Source organism: Paenibacillus sp. FSL H8-0548, assembly GCF_038630985.1.
Taxonomy (GTDB): domain Bacteria; phylum Bacillota; class Bacilli; order Paenibacillales; family Paenibacillaceae; genus Pristimantibacillus.
The window spans coordinates 2249982-2268436 of the sequence record NZ_CP152049.1 but is presented as its reverse complement, the minus strand read 5'-3'; the positions used below and the strand labels follow the sequence as shown (position 1 = coordinate 2268436).

At 52.1% G+C, this 18455-nt stretch carries 13 protein-coding genes; all 13 read right to left on the bottom strand.

Annotated features, from left to right (window positions below):
* Nucleotides 1–399 precede the first annotated feature (399 nt).
* Nucleotides 400–1407 carry a PfkB family carbohydrate kinase gene (locus MHI37_RS09625; RefSeq protein ID WP_256710705.1) on the bottom strand — a complete coding sequence of 336 codons (1008 nt, stop codon included), beginning with the start codon at nucleotides 1405–1407 and terminating at the stop codon, nucleotides 400–402.
* On the bottom strand, nucleotides 1401–2894 hold the full coding sequence (locus tag MHI37_RS09620; RefSeq protein ID WP_144023808.1) for a glycoside hydrolase family 32 protein: 1494 nt from the start codon (nucleotides 2892–2894) through the stop codon (nucleotides 1401–1403). Before MHI37_RS09620 ends, MHI37_RS09625 begins: the two co-directional genes overlap by 7 nt.
* A gap of 28 nt (nucleotides 2895–2922) precedes the next feature.
* Nucleotides 2923–4383, bottom strand: a complete 1461-nt coding sequence (locus MHI37_RS09615) for a glycoside hydrolase family 32 protein (protein ID WP_076339630.1) — start codon at nucleotides 4381–4383, stop codon at nucleotides 2923–2925.
* 25 nt (nucleotides 4384–4408) lie between these two features.
* Nucleotides 4409–5983, bottom strand: a complete 1575-nt coding sequence (locus MHI37_RS09610; RefSeq protein ID WP_076339629.1) for a glycoside hydrolase family 32 protein — start codon at nucleotides 5981–5983, stop codon at nucleotides 4409–4411.
* 78 nt (nucleotides 5984–6061) lie between these two features.
* Nucleotides 6062–7417: an extracellular solute-binding protein gene (locus MHI37_RS09605; RefSeq protein ID WP_076339628.1), complete on the bottom strand. Its 1356-nt coding sequence runs from the start codon at nucleotides 7415–7417 to the stop codon at nucleotides 6062–6064.
* 133 nt (nucleotides 7418–7550) lie between these two features.
* The gene (locus MHI37_RS09600; RefSeq protein ID WP_076339627.1) at nucleotides 7551–8510 is read right to left on the bottom strand and encodes a carbohydrate ABC transporter permease; all 960 of its coding nucleotides are present in this window, start codon (nucleotides 8508–8510) and stop codon (nucleotides 7551–7553) included.
* A gap of 21 nt (nucleotides 8511–8531) precedes the next feature.
* Nucleotides 8532–9434: a sugar ABC transporter permease gene (locus MHI37_RS09595; protein WP_076339626.1), complete on the bottom strand. Its 903-nt coding sequence runs from the start codon at nucleotides 9432–9434 to the stop codon at nucleotides 8532–8534.
* Between the two features lie 11 nt (nucleotides 9435–9445).
* Nucleotides 9446–11662, bottom strand: coding sequence for a DUF5696 domain-containing protein (locus MHI37_RS09590; RefSeq protein ID WP_144023807.1), 2217 nt, complete (start codon nucleotides 11660–11662; stop codon nucleotides 9446–9448).
* 32 nt (nucleotides 11663–11694) lie between these two features.
* Nucleotides 11695–12333: a Yip1 family protein gene (locus tag MHI37_RS09585; RefSeq protein ID WP_083676550.1), complete on the bottom strand. Its 639-nt coding sequence runs from the start codon at nucleotides 12331–12333 to the stop codon at nucleotides 11695–11697.
* Nucleotides 12330–13799, bottom strand: a complete 1470-nt coding sequence (locus MHI37_RS09580) for a hypothetical protein (RefSeq protein ID WP_144023806.1) — start codon at nucleotides 13797–13799, stop codon at nucleotides 12330–12332. The genes MHI37_RS09585 and MHI37_RS09580 overlap by 4 nt, the downstream gene beginning before the upstream one ends.
* A 20-nt stretch (nucleotides 13800–13819) precedes the next feature.
* Entirely contained in the window at nucleotides 13820–14689 is an 870-nt protein-coding gene (locus MHI37_RS09575; RefSeq protein ID WP_083676549.1) for a carbohydrate ABC transporter permease, read from the bottom strand.
* Nucleotides 14690–14705: 16 nt separating this feature from the next.
* A complete protein-coding gene (locus MHI37_RS09570; RefSeq protein ID WP_076339623.1) occupies nucleotides 14706–15605 on the bottom strand; it encodes a sugar ABC transporter permease in 900 nt (299 codons plus the stop codon).
* Nucleotides 15602–18442, bottom strand: coding sequence for an extracellular solute-binding protein (locus MHI37_RS09565; RefSeq protein WP_083676548.1), 2841 nt, complete (start codon nucleotides 18440–18442; stop codon nucleotides 15602–15604). The genes MHI37_RS09570 and MHI37_RS09565 overlap by 4 nt, the downstream gene beginning before the upstream one ends.
* Between the last annotated feature and the right edge of the window lie 13 nt (nucleotides 18443–18455).

Sequence of the window (18455 nt, the reverse complement as noted above, 5' to 3'; positions counted from 1 at the left end):
TGCCTCCTGAGCCGAAATTAGTCCATTCTGATGCATAGGTGCAGGATAGCCAGCTCAGAGAGGCTAAAAAGAGCGAAGTTACTGCAAATGTGCAGGATAGCCTGCGTGCGGAGGAAGCGGGGCTTGTGCTCGGAGTGAATGTGACACTGGCGCATAACCTTGCATCATACTCATATCCTAAGTGATTACTGCTGCAATTGCATGATGAAGCCTCCTTATTATTTTAAACCCACCCTTATCTCACAAAATCCGATTAGAAATTTTTCTAAACAGCTGAGTAGTAAGCGCTTTCTTAATGAAGCGGCATTTCACTATATTAGAGGCACGCTAAAGCAAGATGAAGAGCAATAAGTGCATCTATGCTCTTATTGCGGCTCATCTTGCTTTCCAGCTGCTCACCTAATCAGCTATGTCATCACCCGCTAGAGCTCTGATCTCCTCAAGCGTCGGCATTGAAGGAATCGCGCCTTTGCCGGTCGCGGCAAGGGCGCCCATGGCATTGGCGAAGGCCAGCATCGACCTTAGCTCCTGCACCGTCCACTCCTTCTGAGCATGTCCACGCTTACCCAGCAATGTATATAGAATGCCTGCAAAAAAAGCGTCGCCTGCACCTGTCGTATCCTGAACCTCGACGCGGTATCCTTCATGCGAAGCGGTTATACCGCCTGCCCGGCAATAGCTTCCGGCTGGACCTAACGTGACAAGCAGCAGGCCTATCGATGGATATTGCTCAGTCAGCTGCTTCGTTCCCAGTTCAAGCTCGCTCGTTCCGGTCAGGAACAACAGCTCCTCCTCCGAGAGCTTCACTACGTCCGCATACTCAAGCCCCTCTTTCATCCGATCCTTCGCCGTCTGATCATTTTCCCATAGCGACAAGCGCAGGTTTGGATCGTATGAAATCAGCAGCCCTCGGCTTTTAGCATAAGCAGCCGCGCTTAATGTTGCTGTACGTGAGGGCTCATGCGTCATCGAAATTGAGCCATAGTGAAAAATGCTCGCCGAGCAGATTAGCTCGAGGTTTACATCTTCTTCACGGAGCATGTAATCGGCACCCGGCTGTCGGTAGAAAGAAAAGGAACGGTCGCCATCCGCAGCTAGATGGACGAACGCAAGCGTTGTTCCCGCCTCTTTCGTAAAGACCAGCCCCTCGGTACCGATCTTGCTCTGCGTCAATACGTCTTTCAAATAATAGCCGAACGCATCCGCGCCAACCGCGCCAATAAAGGAGGTCCGACATTGCAGCTTAGCCAAGGCAGCCAGCACATTCGCCGGAGCCCCGCCTGGATTGCGTTCAAAGAGCGGCTGTCCCTGATCGGATACGCCATGGGGCGTAAAATCAATAAGCAGCTCTCCGAGCGCTACAACATCTCGTATGCATTCGTTGTCAGCTTGACCATCCGCTACCATATCGAGCTCAGCTCCCAAGCATCCAAGCTTTCGATTCTAGCGTCGCCGCCTCGCGCGAAGAAAGAAATTCCCGTATCCTGCAGCTTCGGATAAATACGATTCGTCATTGCAATGCGTCCTTCTCCTGCAAACAGCTCGACAGATGAACGGTCGAGAAACAGCCTCAAACGCAAGCGGCCACCAGCTGCCAGCTGCAGCGGCGCCTCGCTGATTCCGCCGTCTCCCTCGCCGCTCAATTGACGATCCGTATACAGCTTCTGCTCAGGAATGGAATAACCGATCTCCGTGAACGCAGTCCCATCCTCCGAGCAGCGTACTCGTATGCCAACCTCTGATGCATCCGAGGCTGTCAGGTCAAACACGATTTCGAGCTCGAGCGAATCGCCATGAACACCGTCAATGGATACATACGATTGGTCAGCTACAACAACGGCTACAGCTGCAATATGCGATCCTCGAAGCGCGGCGAGCTCTGGCACCGGATGACTCAGAAGCTTGCCATCCTCTGCTATTGTCAGCTCACGCGGCAGCGTCATGCCGCCTAGCCAGCCATGCGCCGTCTCCGGCATCGTCGCTCCCCATATGTTCATCCATGCGATCATAATTCTTCTGCCCCGGTCATCGAGCAAGGTCTGCGGCGCATAGAAATCGAAGCCGTAGTCGATTTGCGCAGCATGCCGCTGCTCGAAGCGACAGCTCGCATAATCAAAGCTGCCTGCCACATATAAATTTTTGATCGGCGCAATGTTCATCGGTGAAATAAGCAGGACATGCTGATCTCCCGCCCCTAATGGGAATAAGTCGGGACACTCCCACATATCACCCATCGTGCCGTCGCTCTCTACCGCAGTGCCTTTATATTCCCAGCTGTACAGATCCTTGGAAACATACATAATCGCTTTGCCGAGTCCGTCCTTGCCATAACCGACGACCATGTACCAGCTGTCGCCGTTCTTCCAAACTTTCGGATCGCGGAATCCGAAGCGTTCAGCATCCGGCGAGTCTGCAATTATCGGATTCGCAGCATGCTTGTGGAAGGTTACGCCGTCGTTGCTCGTTGCCAGACATTGCACCTCTTCCGGTTTCTTCCCGTCTACATGTCCCGTATAGATAAGCGTGAACACGCCATCATTGTCCACAGCACTTCCGGACCAGCAGCCCTGTCCTTTATCCCCGCCCTTGTCATAATCCTCCGAAGGAGCAAGCGCTACCGGCAGATGCTCCCAGTGGACAAGATCCTTGCTTCTCGCATGTCCCCAGTGCATCGGTCCCTGCTTAGCTTGATACGGATCATGCTGATAAAACAAATGATAATAGCCATCAAAATAAATCATCCCGTTCGGGTCGTTCATCCAGCCCGCTGGGGGCATCATATGATACTGAAGGCGGTACGTTGTGTCCAGCTTGCCGCTATTTTCTCTCCATGCGTTTTCGGCTTGCGCGATTAAAGCTTGATGTCCATCATGCTTGCTTACCATATGTTTCATCCCTCTCACCTTTTCTTGCTTGCTATTTTTAATTGTGCCAAATGGATTTCAGTTTGTATACTTCAACGTTTTTAAATATGGCTGCACCGCCGCACGCAAACAGCTCAAGTCCTTGACTATCAGCCTGCGGATATGCCAATACAGTAAAAACCTTCTCCCCATTGCCGACGAACAGCTCGATAATCGATTCGTCGACGAAGGCATGCAGCGTTATTCGATTATTCTCCATCTTGAAAGGAGCGGTAAACCGTTTGCCGAAATGAAACGGAACGCCCTCCCGATTGATAAACTCGTTCTGGCCCGCAACCGTTCGGTCCACAAAGACTGTTCCGTTTACCGCGTCATATCCAATCTGCGCTGCCTCTGAACCGTCTGCCGAACAGAAGATGCGCAGTCCAAACGACTCAGCATGCTTCCATTCGATATCCGCAATCAGCTCGTAAGAGGCGCTGTTGAAATCCAGCTTCACCACCTGATCCTCCGCTTCGACAGAAGCAATTCTAAATGCTTCCGTCCTCAGCCGCTTCAGCTCGTCAATGGGTCTTTGGCACAGCGAGATTACGCCGCCTGCATCCTCCCGAAGCGAAAGCGTGCGGGGAATCGACATGCCGCCCTTCCACGGCGCAGTCGGCCCAGCGAACGGATATTTCCAATTGGAGGTCCACCCCAGCCAAATGCTGCACCCGCCCTCCGGCGGAAGATCGGAATAAGTAACGCCCGCATAGAAATCCTGACCGTAATCGGTCCAATGAATTTGCTTACCCGTAACGTCGTCGTTCGTGAAGCGGCGTCCATCGAATTCACCGATAAAATATTGCGCGGTCGAGCCGTCCGTTTCCCTGTTGTCGCCAATGCTGACATGCAGCACCCACTTCTGGCGCGACACATCGCCTTCAACCGGCAGACAGAAGAGGTCGGGACATTCCCAAACCGCTGCCTGCGATCCCTGAGCCTTGCCGAATTCGCTCTCAAACTGCCATGCTGTCAAATTGTGCGACGAATAAAAATGGACGCTTTTGTCCACGGACACCACCATAATCCACTTGCCGCTTGGCTCATGCCACAGCACTTTCGGATCGCGGAAGTCGCGAATGCCCGGATTGGGAATAACGGGATTGCCAGCATATTTCGTCCAGCTTGCTCCGCCGTCTGCACTGTAAGCCAAGCTCTGCGACTGCAAGCCTTCTTTAAAATGGGTAAATAAAGCAACCAGCCCCGCTTTGCCGCCGAACAATCCGCTCGTATCTGCTCTGTCCACGACGCAGCAGCCCGACCAGATGTCGCCAAGCTCATCAGACACAAGCGCAAGCGGCCGGTGTTCCCAGTGAATAAGATCTTGGCTCGTCGCATGCCCCCAGCGTCCGGTGAACTGGTAAAACTGATGGTATACGCCTTCAAAATAGACCATACCGTTCGGATCGCTCATCGGCCCCCTCGGAGGCGTCAGATGATACTGCGGCCGGAACCGCTCCTTATACAGCTCGCTCATCTTTTTCCCTCCTGATTATGCCTCTCTAGTCAGCTCTAACGGCTACGGCAAGCTTCGAGAGTGTCGTCTTCCCGCCTCTTGAATACCAGCCCCAAGCCCCGTCAGGCATTTTATAAATACGAGTCGTCAACGCAGAATCGCCGATATAGAAGACGGCAACGTCATTCTCGACAATAATGGTGAACGGATATTCCACATTCGACTCGAATGCAATCGGCACCTGCACATCAGGCTCCAGCGTGGACAGATTGTCGCCGCCAGCCGCATCGTAACGAATTCGATCCTTTCCAGGCTCCAGCTGAATGCCGTACGCCTTCTCCGGATCCTCGCCAACGCCCGTCACAAGGCCGCTATACGTTACGTTCTCATCAAAGCTTACACTGCCGGTAATCTTTGCCGTTTGGGGCATTTGATCGAAAATAATGCCGCTGACGCCTGTTGAGCCGTCCAGCACGCGCGCTCCGTCATCGCCTTCTACAGTCCCCAGCTTGCGGGCTTCGCCAAGCGCCGCAGGCGTTGCAACCAATCGGTCGATCTCATCCGGAACCTTTACACCAAGAGAGCCGTCCTTGCCTACGGTCATTTCGTGGGCAACCATATTGCCCGCCCAGTCCCACTTCATATAATCCTTCTCAAGCTGGCGCGTCGGCACCCAGCCGAACAGAAACCTGCGGTCGCCAAGGCTTCCTGTCTTGGCCGCATAGAAGGCTCTGCCGTCGAAAACATCCTTCTCAGGCTTCATCCAAGGCCCATCAAGCGAATCGCTCACGCGGTAGTGCGTTGATTTCTGATCGCTGAACTCCGAGAACACGAGTACCCACTTTCCATTCATACGGAAAATGTCCGGGCATTCCAGCATAAAGAGCGAGGACGATTCCTCGACAGATAGAGGCTCTCGCACCTCCCATTTGCTCAGATCCTTGGAAGCAAACAAAGCAATTACGCCAGCACCATCCTTGCGTGCGCTGAGCAGCAGCCAGTATTCGCCTTTCTCCTCGTTATACAGCAGGAACGGATCGCGGAAATCATCCTTCTCGTACCCATCAGGCGCATAGAACGTATCCGCAGGCACCTTCGTCCAGCTTTTCAAATCCTTGCTGACCGCATGCATAACCGATTCCTTTGGCTTTCCCTCCTGCGGGAATTTCCAATTGTGTCCGGTATAGAAGGCGTGGTACGTATCGCCGGCTTTAATGACGCTGCCTGTCCCAAGCGCTAGATCTTGATCAGCCTCTTGACCAAACGGGATGGATTCCCCTTCATAGGCATATTCGGTTAGATTAGCTGTCGATGCCTGATGCCAGGGATGAAAGCCGGGTGCGCCGTCTCGCCAATCCTGCAAATAGAACAAATGAATTTGTCCGTTATCGCTAAACGGCATCACATCGCCTACCCAGCCTTCCGGGGGCTTCCAGAACAGCCGATCTTCCGCCTGCTTAACCGGCTCTGCTGTTGCAGCAAGCTCTGCCGTCGCGGATGCGCTTGGAACCGCCGTCTCCGCGGAGTTCTGCGTGTTCCCATTGCTGCAAGCACCTGCCAGCGCTGCCGCGGTAAGAGCAATCGCAGCCATCCGAACCGTTCTCGATAGCTTTTTATTCATCGTCCTCTCCTCCTCTTCAGGTGTTTATAACTATACCCGCCGCCATGCATGCATGGCGGCGGATAGATGACCAGCTATTTATTGCGTCAACGTAATCTTAATGCCTTCCTCCAGCAGTGCTTTCGCGGTAGCCGCAAACGTGCCTACCGGCGTACCATCCTTAATGCCTGTTAGCGCAGCCGTATTGGCATCCCAATACTTCTCGACACCGATCGGAGCAAACAGGATTTTAGTGCCCAAATCATTCATATGGTCGACCTTCTCTTGGCCGAATTGCTTCACATTGTTGTCTGTAGCCACTTTAAGCTCGTTCTCCGACATCATTTTGATGAATACCGCTGCGCCCTGCGGGTTTTTCGACACCGTCGGGATCGACCAGCCGGACATGCCGCCAGGACCAACGTCTTTCGTTCCTTTGGGACCTGTCGGTACGGGTACGAAATCCAGCTCGTAATCACTCTTGAATACAGTGAAGCCGCCGAAGCCGTATTCTGCCGTCATAGCCAGCTTGCCATTTTTGAATTCCGCGTTGAAATAGTCGCCTTCTTTGTCTTTATCGATGTATTTATCCTTCAGAAGAGCATCCTGCGTGAATTGCATCGCTTCTTTCATGTTATCCGACTCGTAATTGGTCGTAATCGAGCCATCTTCGTTATAGGACAGATTAGTAACGCCATTTGAAGCTACCATTAACGCATAACCAGCATCCCACCAGCCGAAGCCGAACTGGTCGCTCTTGCCGTCGCCATCTGTATCCTGCGTAAGCTCAAGTGCAGTCGAACGGAACGTATCCCATGTCCAATTGCCTTCGCTATATAGCTCGCCAGGTGTTTTTACGCCATTGTTGTCGAACAGCGTTTTGTTGTAGTAGATGACGATTGGAGCTGCTCCAACGCCAGCTGCATAAGGTTTCCCTGCGAACGTAAACGCTTTCGATACAGAGGAGTTCCAGAACGGATCAGACAAATCCATGTACTGGTCAAGCGGCTGAACGATCTTCTTGAGCGGATAGACCGGGAAGTTTTGGTCATTGGCCTGCGCGACGTCAACTTGGTCGCCTGCATTGACCATCGAGATCAGCGTTGACTTTTGATCGCCCCATGGCACGGCGATGACATTAACCTTGCCGCCATAAGCTTGCTCAAACTGCGAGACCGTTTCCCAGACGGCATCAAAGGCTGCCGGATTTGCCGCTTTATTCTGGTCGTACTGTTCTTTCGAGGTATGATAAAGAATCGTAATATTGCCATCGTCGAGCTTCGGAGCTTCTGCCGCTGCCTCTTCCGTTGCTGCCGGCTTGTTTCCATTGCTGTTTGCGCTGCCTTCAGTCTTATTATTGCCGCCGTTGTTGCTGCCTGAACAACCGGCCATGACACTAACGAGCATGACAACGCCAGCCAGCATGATCGCGAATGATTTCTTGTTTTGGACCATTTTAATTGCCTCCCCTAATTTACGTTCATTTGTGGACATGCCTGACACCCTTTGTTTATATATGGATTGTGCTGCTTTACGCTGATCGTTCCGGGCCTCGCCTCCTTTCATTATTCAATGGGCGACTCATTAGCTACTTAATCGCGCCATGCTCGATGCTGTCTGTGAAATAACGCTGCGTCACCAAATATAGAACGAACAGCGGCAGAATCGTGAGCAAAGCCCCTGCCTGTATCCGTGTCACAACGACGAGCGGGTCGCTGATCGTCTGCACATTGACAACGGATTGAAGGTCTACCCGCAGGGAAGACAATGCGATCGCGAAATTTTTCTTCAAGTTGCCGAGCAGCAGATTCGACATATAAAATTCGTTCCAATGCCAGACGAAGGAGAAAAGAAATACGGTAATAATCGCGTTTTTGGCATTCGGAAGCATGACCGTAAAGAAGGTTTTGAACGGTCCGCAGCCGTCCATATAAGCTGCGTCCTCCAGTTCATTCGGCATGCCTTTGAAAAACTGTCTAAATATAAAAATGTACAAGCCCGAGCGCAGCCCCATCCCAAACATAGACGGGAGGAAGAACGCCCAGAAGCTGCCGACAAGACTGATGGAATCGGGACCACCGGTCACGAGCGAGGTAAGCTTCATAATGCCAAACGCGTCAAAGTATTTCATATCCGCATACAAAGGCAGGATGATCGTCTGCACTGGCACGACCAGTGTCAGGATGACGAGCATGAACAGCGTGCCCGAGAAGCGAAACTTGAACCTCGCGAAGCCATAAGCGACGAAGGCGCAGGACAATACATCCAGAAGCCCACAGCCAATCCCTATAATTAAGCTGTTCTGCAGCGCGTCCCAGAAATCCATAACACGCAGCGCATCCGTGAAGTTGCTCAGCGTGAGGGTCTTGGGTATCCAGATGACGCTCGGGTCCATCGCCTCCTCTGGGCGGCGCAGCGCCATGCTCAGCATGTACAAGAGCGGATAGAGCAGCTGGTACGCCAGCGCCGCAAGAAGCGAGAAACGAATGATGGAGGTCAAGGTTTTCCTTGCCCGGTTCAGCTGTTTTTTTGGAAGGATTGCATTCAAATGGGGTTCCCCGCTTTCTGTTTAATCCTGCATGTAGACGATACGTTTCTTCAGCAGCATGTAGACAGCGCCGAGGAACACGGCAATCAATAAGCAATATAGCCACGCCAGCGCGCTGCTGTACCCGAATCTGACCTGCGAGAATGCCGTATTGTAAATCATTAGAATGACGCTGTTGCCGTAATCCGTGAACGTATCAATAATCGTATAGACGATATTTAACATCATCATCGGCGTAAGCATCGGCAGCGTTATTTTCCAAAACTGCTCCCAAGGCCTCGCCCCTTCGATTGATGATGCTTCATACAAATAACCGGGTATTGCATGAAGACCTGCCAGGAACAGCAGCACCTGAACGCCTGAACGCCATGTTAAATCAAAGATGCGCGAGATCACATTATTGAATATTTCAATAAGCTGCGCGCCTAGGCCAAGCTCCTGCAGGATGCCGTTGATGCCAGCTCCAGTAAACAGGTAGACGCTCTCCGCTCCTCCGCGCATCCCTTGCGAGAATACGTCCTCCTTCAGAATCTGCATCAGCACACCCGAAGCGATAATGACCGGAAGGAACGATACGGCGCGCATGAAGCCTCTGCCTCGGAACTTGTTTTTGAGAAGCACGGCCACGAACAAGCTGTACACCAGAATAAGCGGAACGCCGTAGAGCATGTTCACGAAGGAATTGGTTGCTTCCCTAATGAAGGCAGGATCTTTGAATAACGCGTATTCAAAATTGTCCCAGCCGATAAATACGCCGCGCAGCCCTTCGGGCGTCATCTCCATGTTCTGAAACGAGAAGACGAGCGAAGTGAGCAGCGGCTTCCCAAAAAATAATATAAAACCGAGTATCCAAGGCAGTACGAACAAAAATCCGTAAAGCTCTTTTTTCTTCGTGTAAGGCAAAGCTCTTAATTTTCTAATCATGCGTTCACCCCCTAACGGATGAGGTAGCCCAGCGCCGGAATGCTCTCAGCGCCAACGGCAGCCATCTCATTGTTGTAATTGACGACGGCTGACTTGCCGTTCTCGAACGTTGTGCGGTATACCCCGTCCTGCAGCTTCACGTGATTCGTAATCGCAACGCCTGCAACCTCGCCCAGTGCTTCGTTCAGATACTCGTACTGCTCTTTCATATCGTCATAGAGCTGCTTGAAATCTGCGCTGTATAGGAAGTCATATTCCGTATGGCTAAGCAGCGTGGAATCTCTTGCAATGAACTTATAAGCTGGGAAAGTTCCGGTTTCAATCAATTTCAGCATATAGCGCTGCGGCATGCTTGAGAGATTTATCGGCTCGCTGTATGCAGGCAGCAGTCCGCTTAGTGCGATGCTATAGAACGGCACCTCCTCATCCTCCACATCGAAGCCGCTTGAGAACAATGGAACGTCCGACAGACTGTCCGCATAAGGAAACGTATAGGCGTTCGGCTTATCGAACATCATTCCGCCTAGATTGCTTTGCCCTTGCTTCAGTCCGCTCTCCCAAGTCATGCCCGTCACGTTTTTCGGCTGGCTACCGCGTTTAAAGTCTGAATAAAGCATGGTACCTACCGTTTGCAAGGAAACATGCTCAAGGCCACCCTTTGCCGCGGCAACGGTGAAACGATTGATAGCCTCGTTTACTGAGCTTGGCTTCAGCAAATACCAGCGCTTCAAGTCCTTGTTTTTCATTTGATCGCTGAGGCGGTAATTATATTTCAGCACCGGCGCGCGGCTGATGCCTTTGGCCGTATCCGCAAACTTGCTGAAGCCGTTCCCGCCCTCGTACAATTTCACGGGATCAACGGCGGGATAGAAGGCTACGCCCTTCGCTGCCAGCTCCTTCGCCAGCTTCTTGAAGCCTTTGTCGCCCCCAAGCTTTCCTTCCGCGTCAAGCGATACAGGCACTTCTCCCTTCGCTCCGCCTGATGCCCACCCCTCAAGTCGCAGCGACAAGTTCGTCATGCCGTCTTCCTGCATTCGGCTTGCAGCTTGCTCCGCATCCTTGAAGGAGGTAAGCACTTCTACCGTGTTGTAAGGAATGCCAAAGAAGGTAGCTTTTTTCTTCACGCCTCCAACAAAGTCAACGAGCAGCGGAAGCATCTTGCCTGCTGCAGCCGAGTTGCCCGACGCAGGCTTCACGCCCAGCTCCTCTTGCAGGTAAGTGCGATACCGCTGTGCCATTCCGTTGTAATTCGCGTCCACTTCATGAAGGAAAAAATATTTCACTTCATAGTCAATGCCGCCTGTCATGGATGTCGACCCTCGCGTCACCTGCTTCTCGTTTAACGTGCCTTCCAGAAGGACGTTGGTTTCAAACTCAATGAGATTCAAGTAGCTGAATATATTGTTGTACGAATTGTTTTTGCCGCTTATTTCCGCCGTGATGCCCGCCTGATAGGCGCCTTTATGGATAATGGCAACAAATGCCGATGCATTCTTCTTCAATCCGAATACCGGGAGCCGAACCGTTTCCTTCTGGTCGACTTTGCTTGAATAATCGAGCGCCCCGTCGCCTCCGTATACCCGCTCGTTAAAGCTCTTATAGCTGCTTTTCATATTGTTGAAGTTAATCAATGCACCGCTGCCGTCCGGGACGAACAAATATCCTTCGTCCGCGCTGCCAGCCGCTCCGAAAAAAGGCAGCAGGCTGATATTGACCAGCTTGAATTTATCCTGCTGCTTGATGCCTTCGGACACAATCACTGCCGACAACGCATCCCCGCTGATCGTATAGCGGACAGGTACCGTAAAGCCGGCCTTCGGAAACACATAGATAACCTCTACCCCGCCATCAACCTTGCTCCACTGCGGCTGCTTCTCCTTCACGCTGCCCGTGAAGCTGTTAAGCTGGAACGGCTTATTCTGATCATCCACGTAATCCAGCAACAGCTGCGAAGACAAATCCATCTTTTTGGCGCCCTTGGCAAGCTTGTCGTCTGCCAGGTCGACCGGGTTGCTTCGCCAAACGGCGCCTGAGGCCGTATCCGTTACGATCAGCTCGGCAGCAGCAGGATGATAGTCAAGCGTTAGTCTGCCGCTGTCCGCCACACGCTGGAAGCCGCTGCTCGGCGCTGCCACCGTGCCTGCTGCGAAGCTCGTCACTAGCCCGCCCGATGAGGCGATAATGAGCAGCATTGCCGTCATGAAAGCTATCATTATTCGTAATTTCAAGCTGCTCTCCCCTTTCCGATCCATGCTCTGCCTCATAAGCGGAACAGCATTTCGTTATAAATGGTATAAACAAACACGTACACCTGTTGGAACAGCGTGTAGAACAGCATCGCCAAGAAAACGACGATTGCCATTGCCGCAAACGTTAGCATTACGGATTGCAGCGTCTTGACTGCACCGTAGTCATGAATGGTCAGCAAGCCGATGAACATAAGCAGCGCGCTCCAAGCCATCGCGATCGTTGTAATATAGCCAAGAAACATGCCCTCCTCCTGCACAAGCACTCTGCTGAGCAGCGTTGTAAGGATGACCGCAGCCACATAGGGTATGCTTGCATATGCGCTGACAATGGCAATCTGCTTCGCCTTTCCCTCGCCATCCATCCATGTGGCTACCGCCCAGTTCCCGGCGACCCAAAGCGCGTACAGCACGATCGTCTTCGCCGCAATCAGCCAGATGTTGAGGGCGCTGAGATCAGCCAGATTGAAGGTGTAGCCTGTGCTTTGACGCTTGAAGATCGTAGCGACAAAAAACACAAGAACAATAAGCGCCGATGCAAGAAGCGAGCCTTTCCCTTCCTCCTTGACAGCATAAAAGCTGTCAAACGGATGCAGCAGCGAGCGAAAAGGATTTAGCCGCTTCAAGGTGTTTGGTGCTGAAGATACGCTCACCTGGAAACCTCCCTTCGTCTCTTGTTCCTCGTTGCCCGAATGACTTTATAGCCGTAATAGCCAGCTATAGCGAGAATAAACACGGTCATTATCATAGGCAGGTTATTCCGTACGGTCTGCATGCGGATTTGACTAAAGGTGTCGGAATAGCCGGACCGATCCGTCCCTTGCCGGTAATAGGCGAGCGCCTCGTCGAAGCTGCCTTCCTTCTCCAGCGCCTTCGCAATGCCGACGTAAGCGATGCTGTTGTTCGCATTCCGCTTGGCAACCGATCGCCAGATAACCGCAGCCTCCTCGTACAGGCCTTGGTTGTAAAGCACCGTCGCTTGGCGAACGAGCCCGCCGTATTCCGAAAGCGCAAACCTAGTCACATTCCGCTTCGCCGCATCCAGCACGAGCAGCTCGCCCTTCCAATAGGCAACTGCCGATGGCTGGAGGAAGGTTCCCTTCTGATTGCCGAGCGACCCGAATACCGCTATCGGGTTGCCCTCCGAATCGTATTCGAATACTCGTCCTCTCGTTCGGTCGAGCCCTGCGATAAAACCGTCCGCGTCAATGCTCAGGTCAATGAAGGAGGTATCCTGCTTCACGCCCTGCTTAATGGTAAACTCCTTATCGCCAAAGTCCGCGCCTCCCTGCTGGCCCATCAGTACGTTGTTGCCGAGCGGGTTCAGCTTTTTCATTTCCTCGCGTGAGTTTTTGGAAATAATCGTCGTCGTATAAACGAAATTGTCCGCTCCAATATCAAGGTTCGAATATTCGATCGGAAGCAGCTTCATCATTGCAGAGCGCTGCTCCTTCGACAGCAGATTCTTCCAGAATGTCTCCAGCACAACCGCAGGCGTCACTTCCACCCGGTTGCTTCCAAAGTAGCCGGTAAATTCGCCTTTGCTGCTGAACTGCATCAGTCCGTAAAATTGTCCCTCCGACAAAACATAAATGCGTCCTGCATTGTCAACCGCTACCTTTGTCGGCTTGAACTGAAAACTGCTTGGAATAAGCGGATCGGTCGGCTTCTCAATGACAAGCTCCACCTTACCCTCTGCGCTGGCTCTAATAATTCGGCCGCTGTCCTTATCTGCGATGTACATCGCGCCGACGTCCGTGACGAATATGCCCATTGGCGACGCAAGCGTCATTTCTTTGCCATTATCGTCAAGCTTGTCGATGATTGCTTCCGCTTCGAACCGTTCATTCAGCTTGACGATTCGTTTATTGCCAGTATCCGCAATATAAATGGCGTTTTGGCTGTCTACGAACATATCCTGCGGCTCACTGAAAGTCCCTGCTCCAAGCTCAATACCGGAATAGGTACGCTCCGGCAAATAGCTGGCCGGTGCTGCCTTTGACTGATCCCACTCGTTGTATACGTAGGACTGGTAAGGCGCCTCCGCCATGACCGTTGACGGTGCAGCTGCCAATAAGGGGATAAGCAGCGCCGCAGCCAGCATCCTTTTCATCATCATGACTCCACCTCTAGCCCCCATCATTTAATCCCCGCAAAGGTCATCGTTTCGACAACCTTGCGCTGCAGCAGCACAAAAACGATAATTGGCGGGATCATGAGAATAACCGCCGCCGCCGATCCGGCCCCCATTCTTGCAATAGGGTCCCCCGCTACGATCTGCTCGAGCGCCATTCGGAATACTTTGAGCGACTCGCCGAATATGAGTTCCTTTGGCGCGTAGTTCCAAAGATTAATAAATTGAAAGATAACAACCGTCATAATAGCTGGCGTCGAATTCGGCCATATGATGGAGAAGAACGTTTTGTATTCGCTCGCCCCATCAATACGCGCCGCTTCCAGAATCGCATCGGGCAGCTGCTCGATAAATTGCTTCATTAAGAATAATCCGAGTGAAGCTCCGATCCACGGCAGGATCAACGCCCCGTACGTATTCACAATGTTCATTTGGGACATCAGCACAAACTGCGGAATGAACGTGACCTGAGGCACGAACATAAGCGCCATAACGATGACTGAGAAAATCAGGTTTTTGCCTGGAAACTTATGCTTCGCAAGCGGATAAGCAGCCATCGCCGCGAACAGTACGTGCAGCACCGTTCCTACGACCGAGATAAATGCCGTGTTGAAAATATACCGGGACAGCGGCACCCACATATTCGAGGCTAGCTGGAACAAATCCGTAAAATTATTAAGCGTCGGCCTCATGACGATCAAGCGAGGCGGGAACTGAAGCAGCTCATCAAGCGGCTTCAGCGACGTAATGATCGCGAAGATAAACGGAAAAGCGGAGAATAGGCCGAGAAGCGCCACGAATCCGAATATCGCGATGTTTCCGGCAAGCGAGCGTCTCGCTTTCGCGCCGGATTTTTTTTTGGCTATCGTGAACATGGATGTCCTCCTCCGATCAAATTCCGACCTTCTGCAATATTTTCGTCACGAGTCGGTTCGTGAACACCATCATGAAGAACAGGACAACCGCCATGGCGGAGGCATAGCCCATCTCATATCGGATGCTGCCGTAGTCCATGATGTGGGTAACCATCGTTTCGCCCGCGTACTCCGTACTCGGAAAGCCGGCAAGCTGAATGGAAACATCCGCGACGCTGAATGAAATGACAATCTGCATCACCGCCCCGAAGATCAGCTGCGGAATCATCGATGGCAGCGTAATGTACCAAAGCTCTTGAAATCTGTTTTTAATGCCGTCCATAACGCCTGCTTCATAAAGACTGCGATCGACGGTTTGCAGTCCGGCAACAAAGGCCAGAAAGCTGATGCCAAGGCTCATCCATAGTTGAACGACGATTAGAATGAGCAAAATGTACTCTTTATCGAGCAGCCAGGCGACTGGCTCGCTGATGAGCCCGAGGCCCATCAGCATGCCATTCAAATAACCGTAAGCATCTGGGCTGAATATGAGTCTCCACATGGGGAAGACAGATACGCCGATGATGGTCGGGATATAGAACACGGTAGTTGCGATCGAGCGCAAGGTCTTGGACAAGTCGTTGATCATCCAAGCGACGAGGAAGCTGAGCAAGTAGCTCACAGGCCCCGTAACGAACGCGAAGAACAACGTATTTTTGACCGCTATAATAAAGATGTCATCGTCAAGGAACAGACGAATGTAGTTGTACCAGCCGACGAAGCGCGGCGGCTCGATCATATTGTAGTAAGTAAAACCAAGCACGATGGACAGCACGACGGGAAGAATCGTAAAGAGCAGAAAGAAAATCATGTACGGCGTCATCAGCAGATAGCTTTCCTTATGCATGCCGATCGTTTGGGCTATTGATTTTTTCATTGCTCCACCCCGAATTCATACCTTTTTCGTTTAATTTCATCATTGATATCCTTGTTCCAATAGAAAAGGCTCTCTCTTGCGTTGCCCATTTGGAATACGACCTCGCGGAAGGCGTTATCCACGTTTCTTGACGTATAATAACCGCCTGGCAGCTCTGGAATTTCTTGCACCTGCTTCCACTGCTCCGTCAGCATTTCTTGCTCCGCCCTGCTCCAATTCGTCGACTTGAACGAGATTAGATTGGCTGGCACCCTTCTGCCCAACACGCCCATTTCATTTTCCAGCTCGCTGACGAACTGGCTTTGAATTTCCGGACGGTTGAACCATTTGATGAATGTCCAGGCATCTTCTTTGTTAACCGCGTCCTTGAGAATAATCGACGCTGTTCCTGTTGCACCTGTGGAGCGATCGATCGTACCATCCTGACGCTTCATGCCGGGAATGGGAATCATCTCCCACGTACCTGTAATTTCCGGCGCTGCAGCAGCTAAGCGAGTATAAAGCTTATAGGTGGAAATGACGATCGGCATCTCGCCCGTACGGAAACGGTTGAAATCATCCTTGTACAGCGGGTAATCATACAAGTTGTAGAAATCCGTCCATTGCTTGAAGGCGGTGTACGCTTCCGGCTCGCCGAAGCGTGTGCCGTCTTCCTTCGCATTGTAGATCCCTGTTCCGTGCTGCATCAGCAGCGTCGGGAACAAATTGAGCGCCCCGATCCCTTTCGTCAGCAGCTGGAAAGCATCGAGATTTTCATAAGGCAAGCCGATCTGCATATTATTGTTTTGCAGCACAGGAGCCACCTTGAGGAGCTCCTCCCACGTTTGCGGCGGCTCTATGCCAAGCTCCTGCAGGACATCCTTCCGGTAGAAAAGCATGAAGAACTCCTGATCATCGGGTACGGCGAAGGTGCTGCCCTCGTACTGGTACGGAATGAATGCCGTGTCCATGTATTCACGCTTCATCCCTTCGAACTCCTCGTACTGATCAAGCGGGGTAAGCGCGCCGCGCACCGCCAGGTTCATCGTATCGCCGCGACTCGTAAACAGGTTGACGTCTGGACCTTCCCCCGCCATAACAGCTGTCACGAGGGAGGTTCCTACCAAATTCAGATTCACGCTAATTCCGCTTTCGGGAATAAATGATTCGTCGATCAGACGCTTGAGCACATAGGCTTGGTCACGACCAAGTCCAGTCCATACGTCGATGGAGCGTTTTGCGTCCTCGCTGCCCTCCATCGAATCGTAATTTTGCAGAAACGAACCGGCAAAGGCGCGGATTTCATGTACGCTTTGCGCAATAACGCCAGCCTCCGCCTTCGGCCGCTCATAACCGTCCGATGCTGCATACAAATAATCGAGCTCCAGCGGCTGCTTCATCGCACTGAGCATCCAATCAGCCACCGCCGTAATGTTTGTTTTATAATTTTCCAGACGCTTCGGAATTTGGTCTGGACGGTCGATAAAGCCGTTAAGCTGAAGCGCAAGCAGCTTCAAGGTGCGGGAGCCGGCGTTCGCTTGTCCCGACAGCTGATCCAATCGATTTGCTTCGTCCTTCATGTGCCCAGACAACTCTTGAAATTGCTCCAGCAAGCCCGGTACGCTTTTCTCAATTTCATAATCACGGTAGACGTCAGGATTAACGCCGGTGATCATGACGATTTTCCTGTAAATCTGATTGAGATCGTAAACCATCTGTTGTACGCTTTGCACTGACGGCGCGATGTCGCCAAGTGTAACCTCAAGCTTCAGCTCATGCTCGCCCTTCGTGAGGTAGAACAGATAAGGCTTGCCTGTCTCTTCTCCAAGCTCCGTAATATCCCATTTCAAGGCATACGGGAATCGAACCGCATTCATTTCCTTAAATGGCACCTCTCCATCCAGCTCAAGCTTTCTTGAGACGAAGGAGCCTTTAACCTCGTTCTGATGGTACCGGGCTCCGATTTTGTACCAGCCATCCTCCGGTACCTCGAATTTATAGCTGATCCACTGCCCCGGCACATCCCAGTTGCTGCCGCCGATCGTATTGATCCGAAGCAAAGTCGGACTGTACGGCGTCGTAAGCGGCGAGGTCCGATCCGTCGTCGGGAACAAGCCCGATGCGGATTTCGCATAAGCGTGCTCCGCTTGAAAGGTGATGAAAGCTTCGCCGTTTCCTTTCGTTTCATTCACGGCCTGCGAGGTTTTATAGTCCGCATAGCCTTTCACATCGACTGCTTTCTCCAGCCTGATGTAATCAACTGCTGCGCTTTCTCTCACATTTTCCAGCTTGATGACATGCTTGCCGCTCGTTAGGGAGAGCTTCAGAGGACCATCCTCCAGCTCGCCCGCAACCGCCACCTTTGTATGCAGCCATACCTCGCCTTCAAGCTGCTTCGGACGCAGCTCATTGCCGCCGCTCCGCTTCAGTGCACCCGGTTCATCATAGAACAATCGGTTTAGCTTGAACGGCGCGTAAGAATCGGATAACGCTTCACCGTCAACATAAAGCATAAATTCAATCGGCTGCCCGTTCCCATTATGCGGATAATAGCCGAGCGACAGCTCGTAATCCGCTGGTTCCGCGACGTCTATCGTCCATTCCAGCGTCTTGCCTTCCTGCCAATCGGCGATTTGCTTCCGTCCCTTCCATTCGGAAAGAATGCTCGCATCCGTACTGCCGGTATTCATGCTGCCTGCTCCAAGAAGAATCCCGCCTGACGGCGGTTCTGCATCTGCAAGCTTGTATGCGACCACATCCGCAGTTTCTTCCTCGGAATATGAAAGCACTGCTGCTGCGCCTATTACTGCTATAAGAAGCGAAAACATCACGGTATAAAAGATCCAATCTTTTCTCACGGCCAACCCCCGA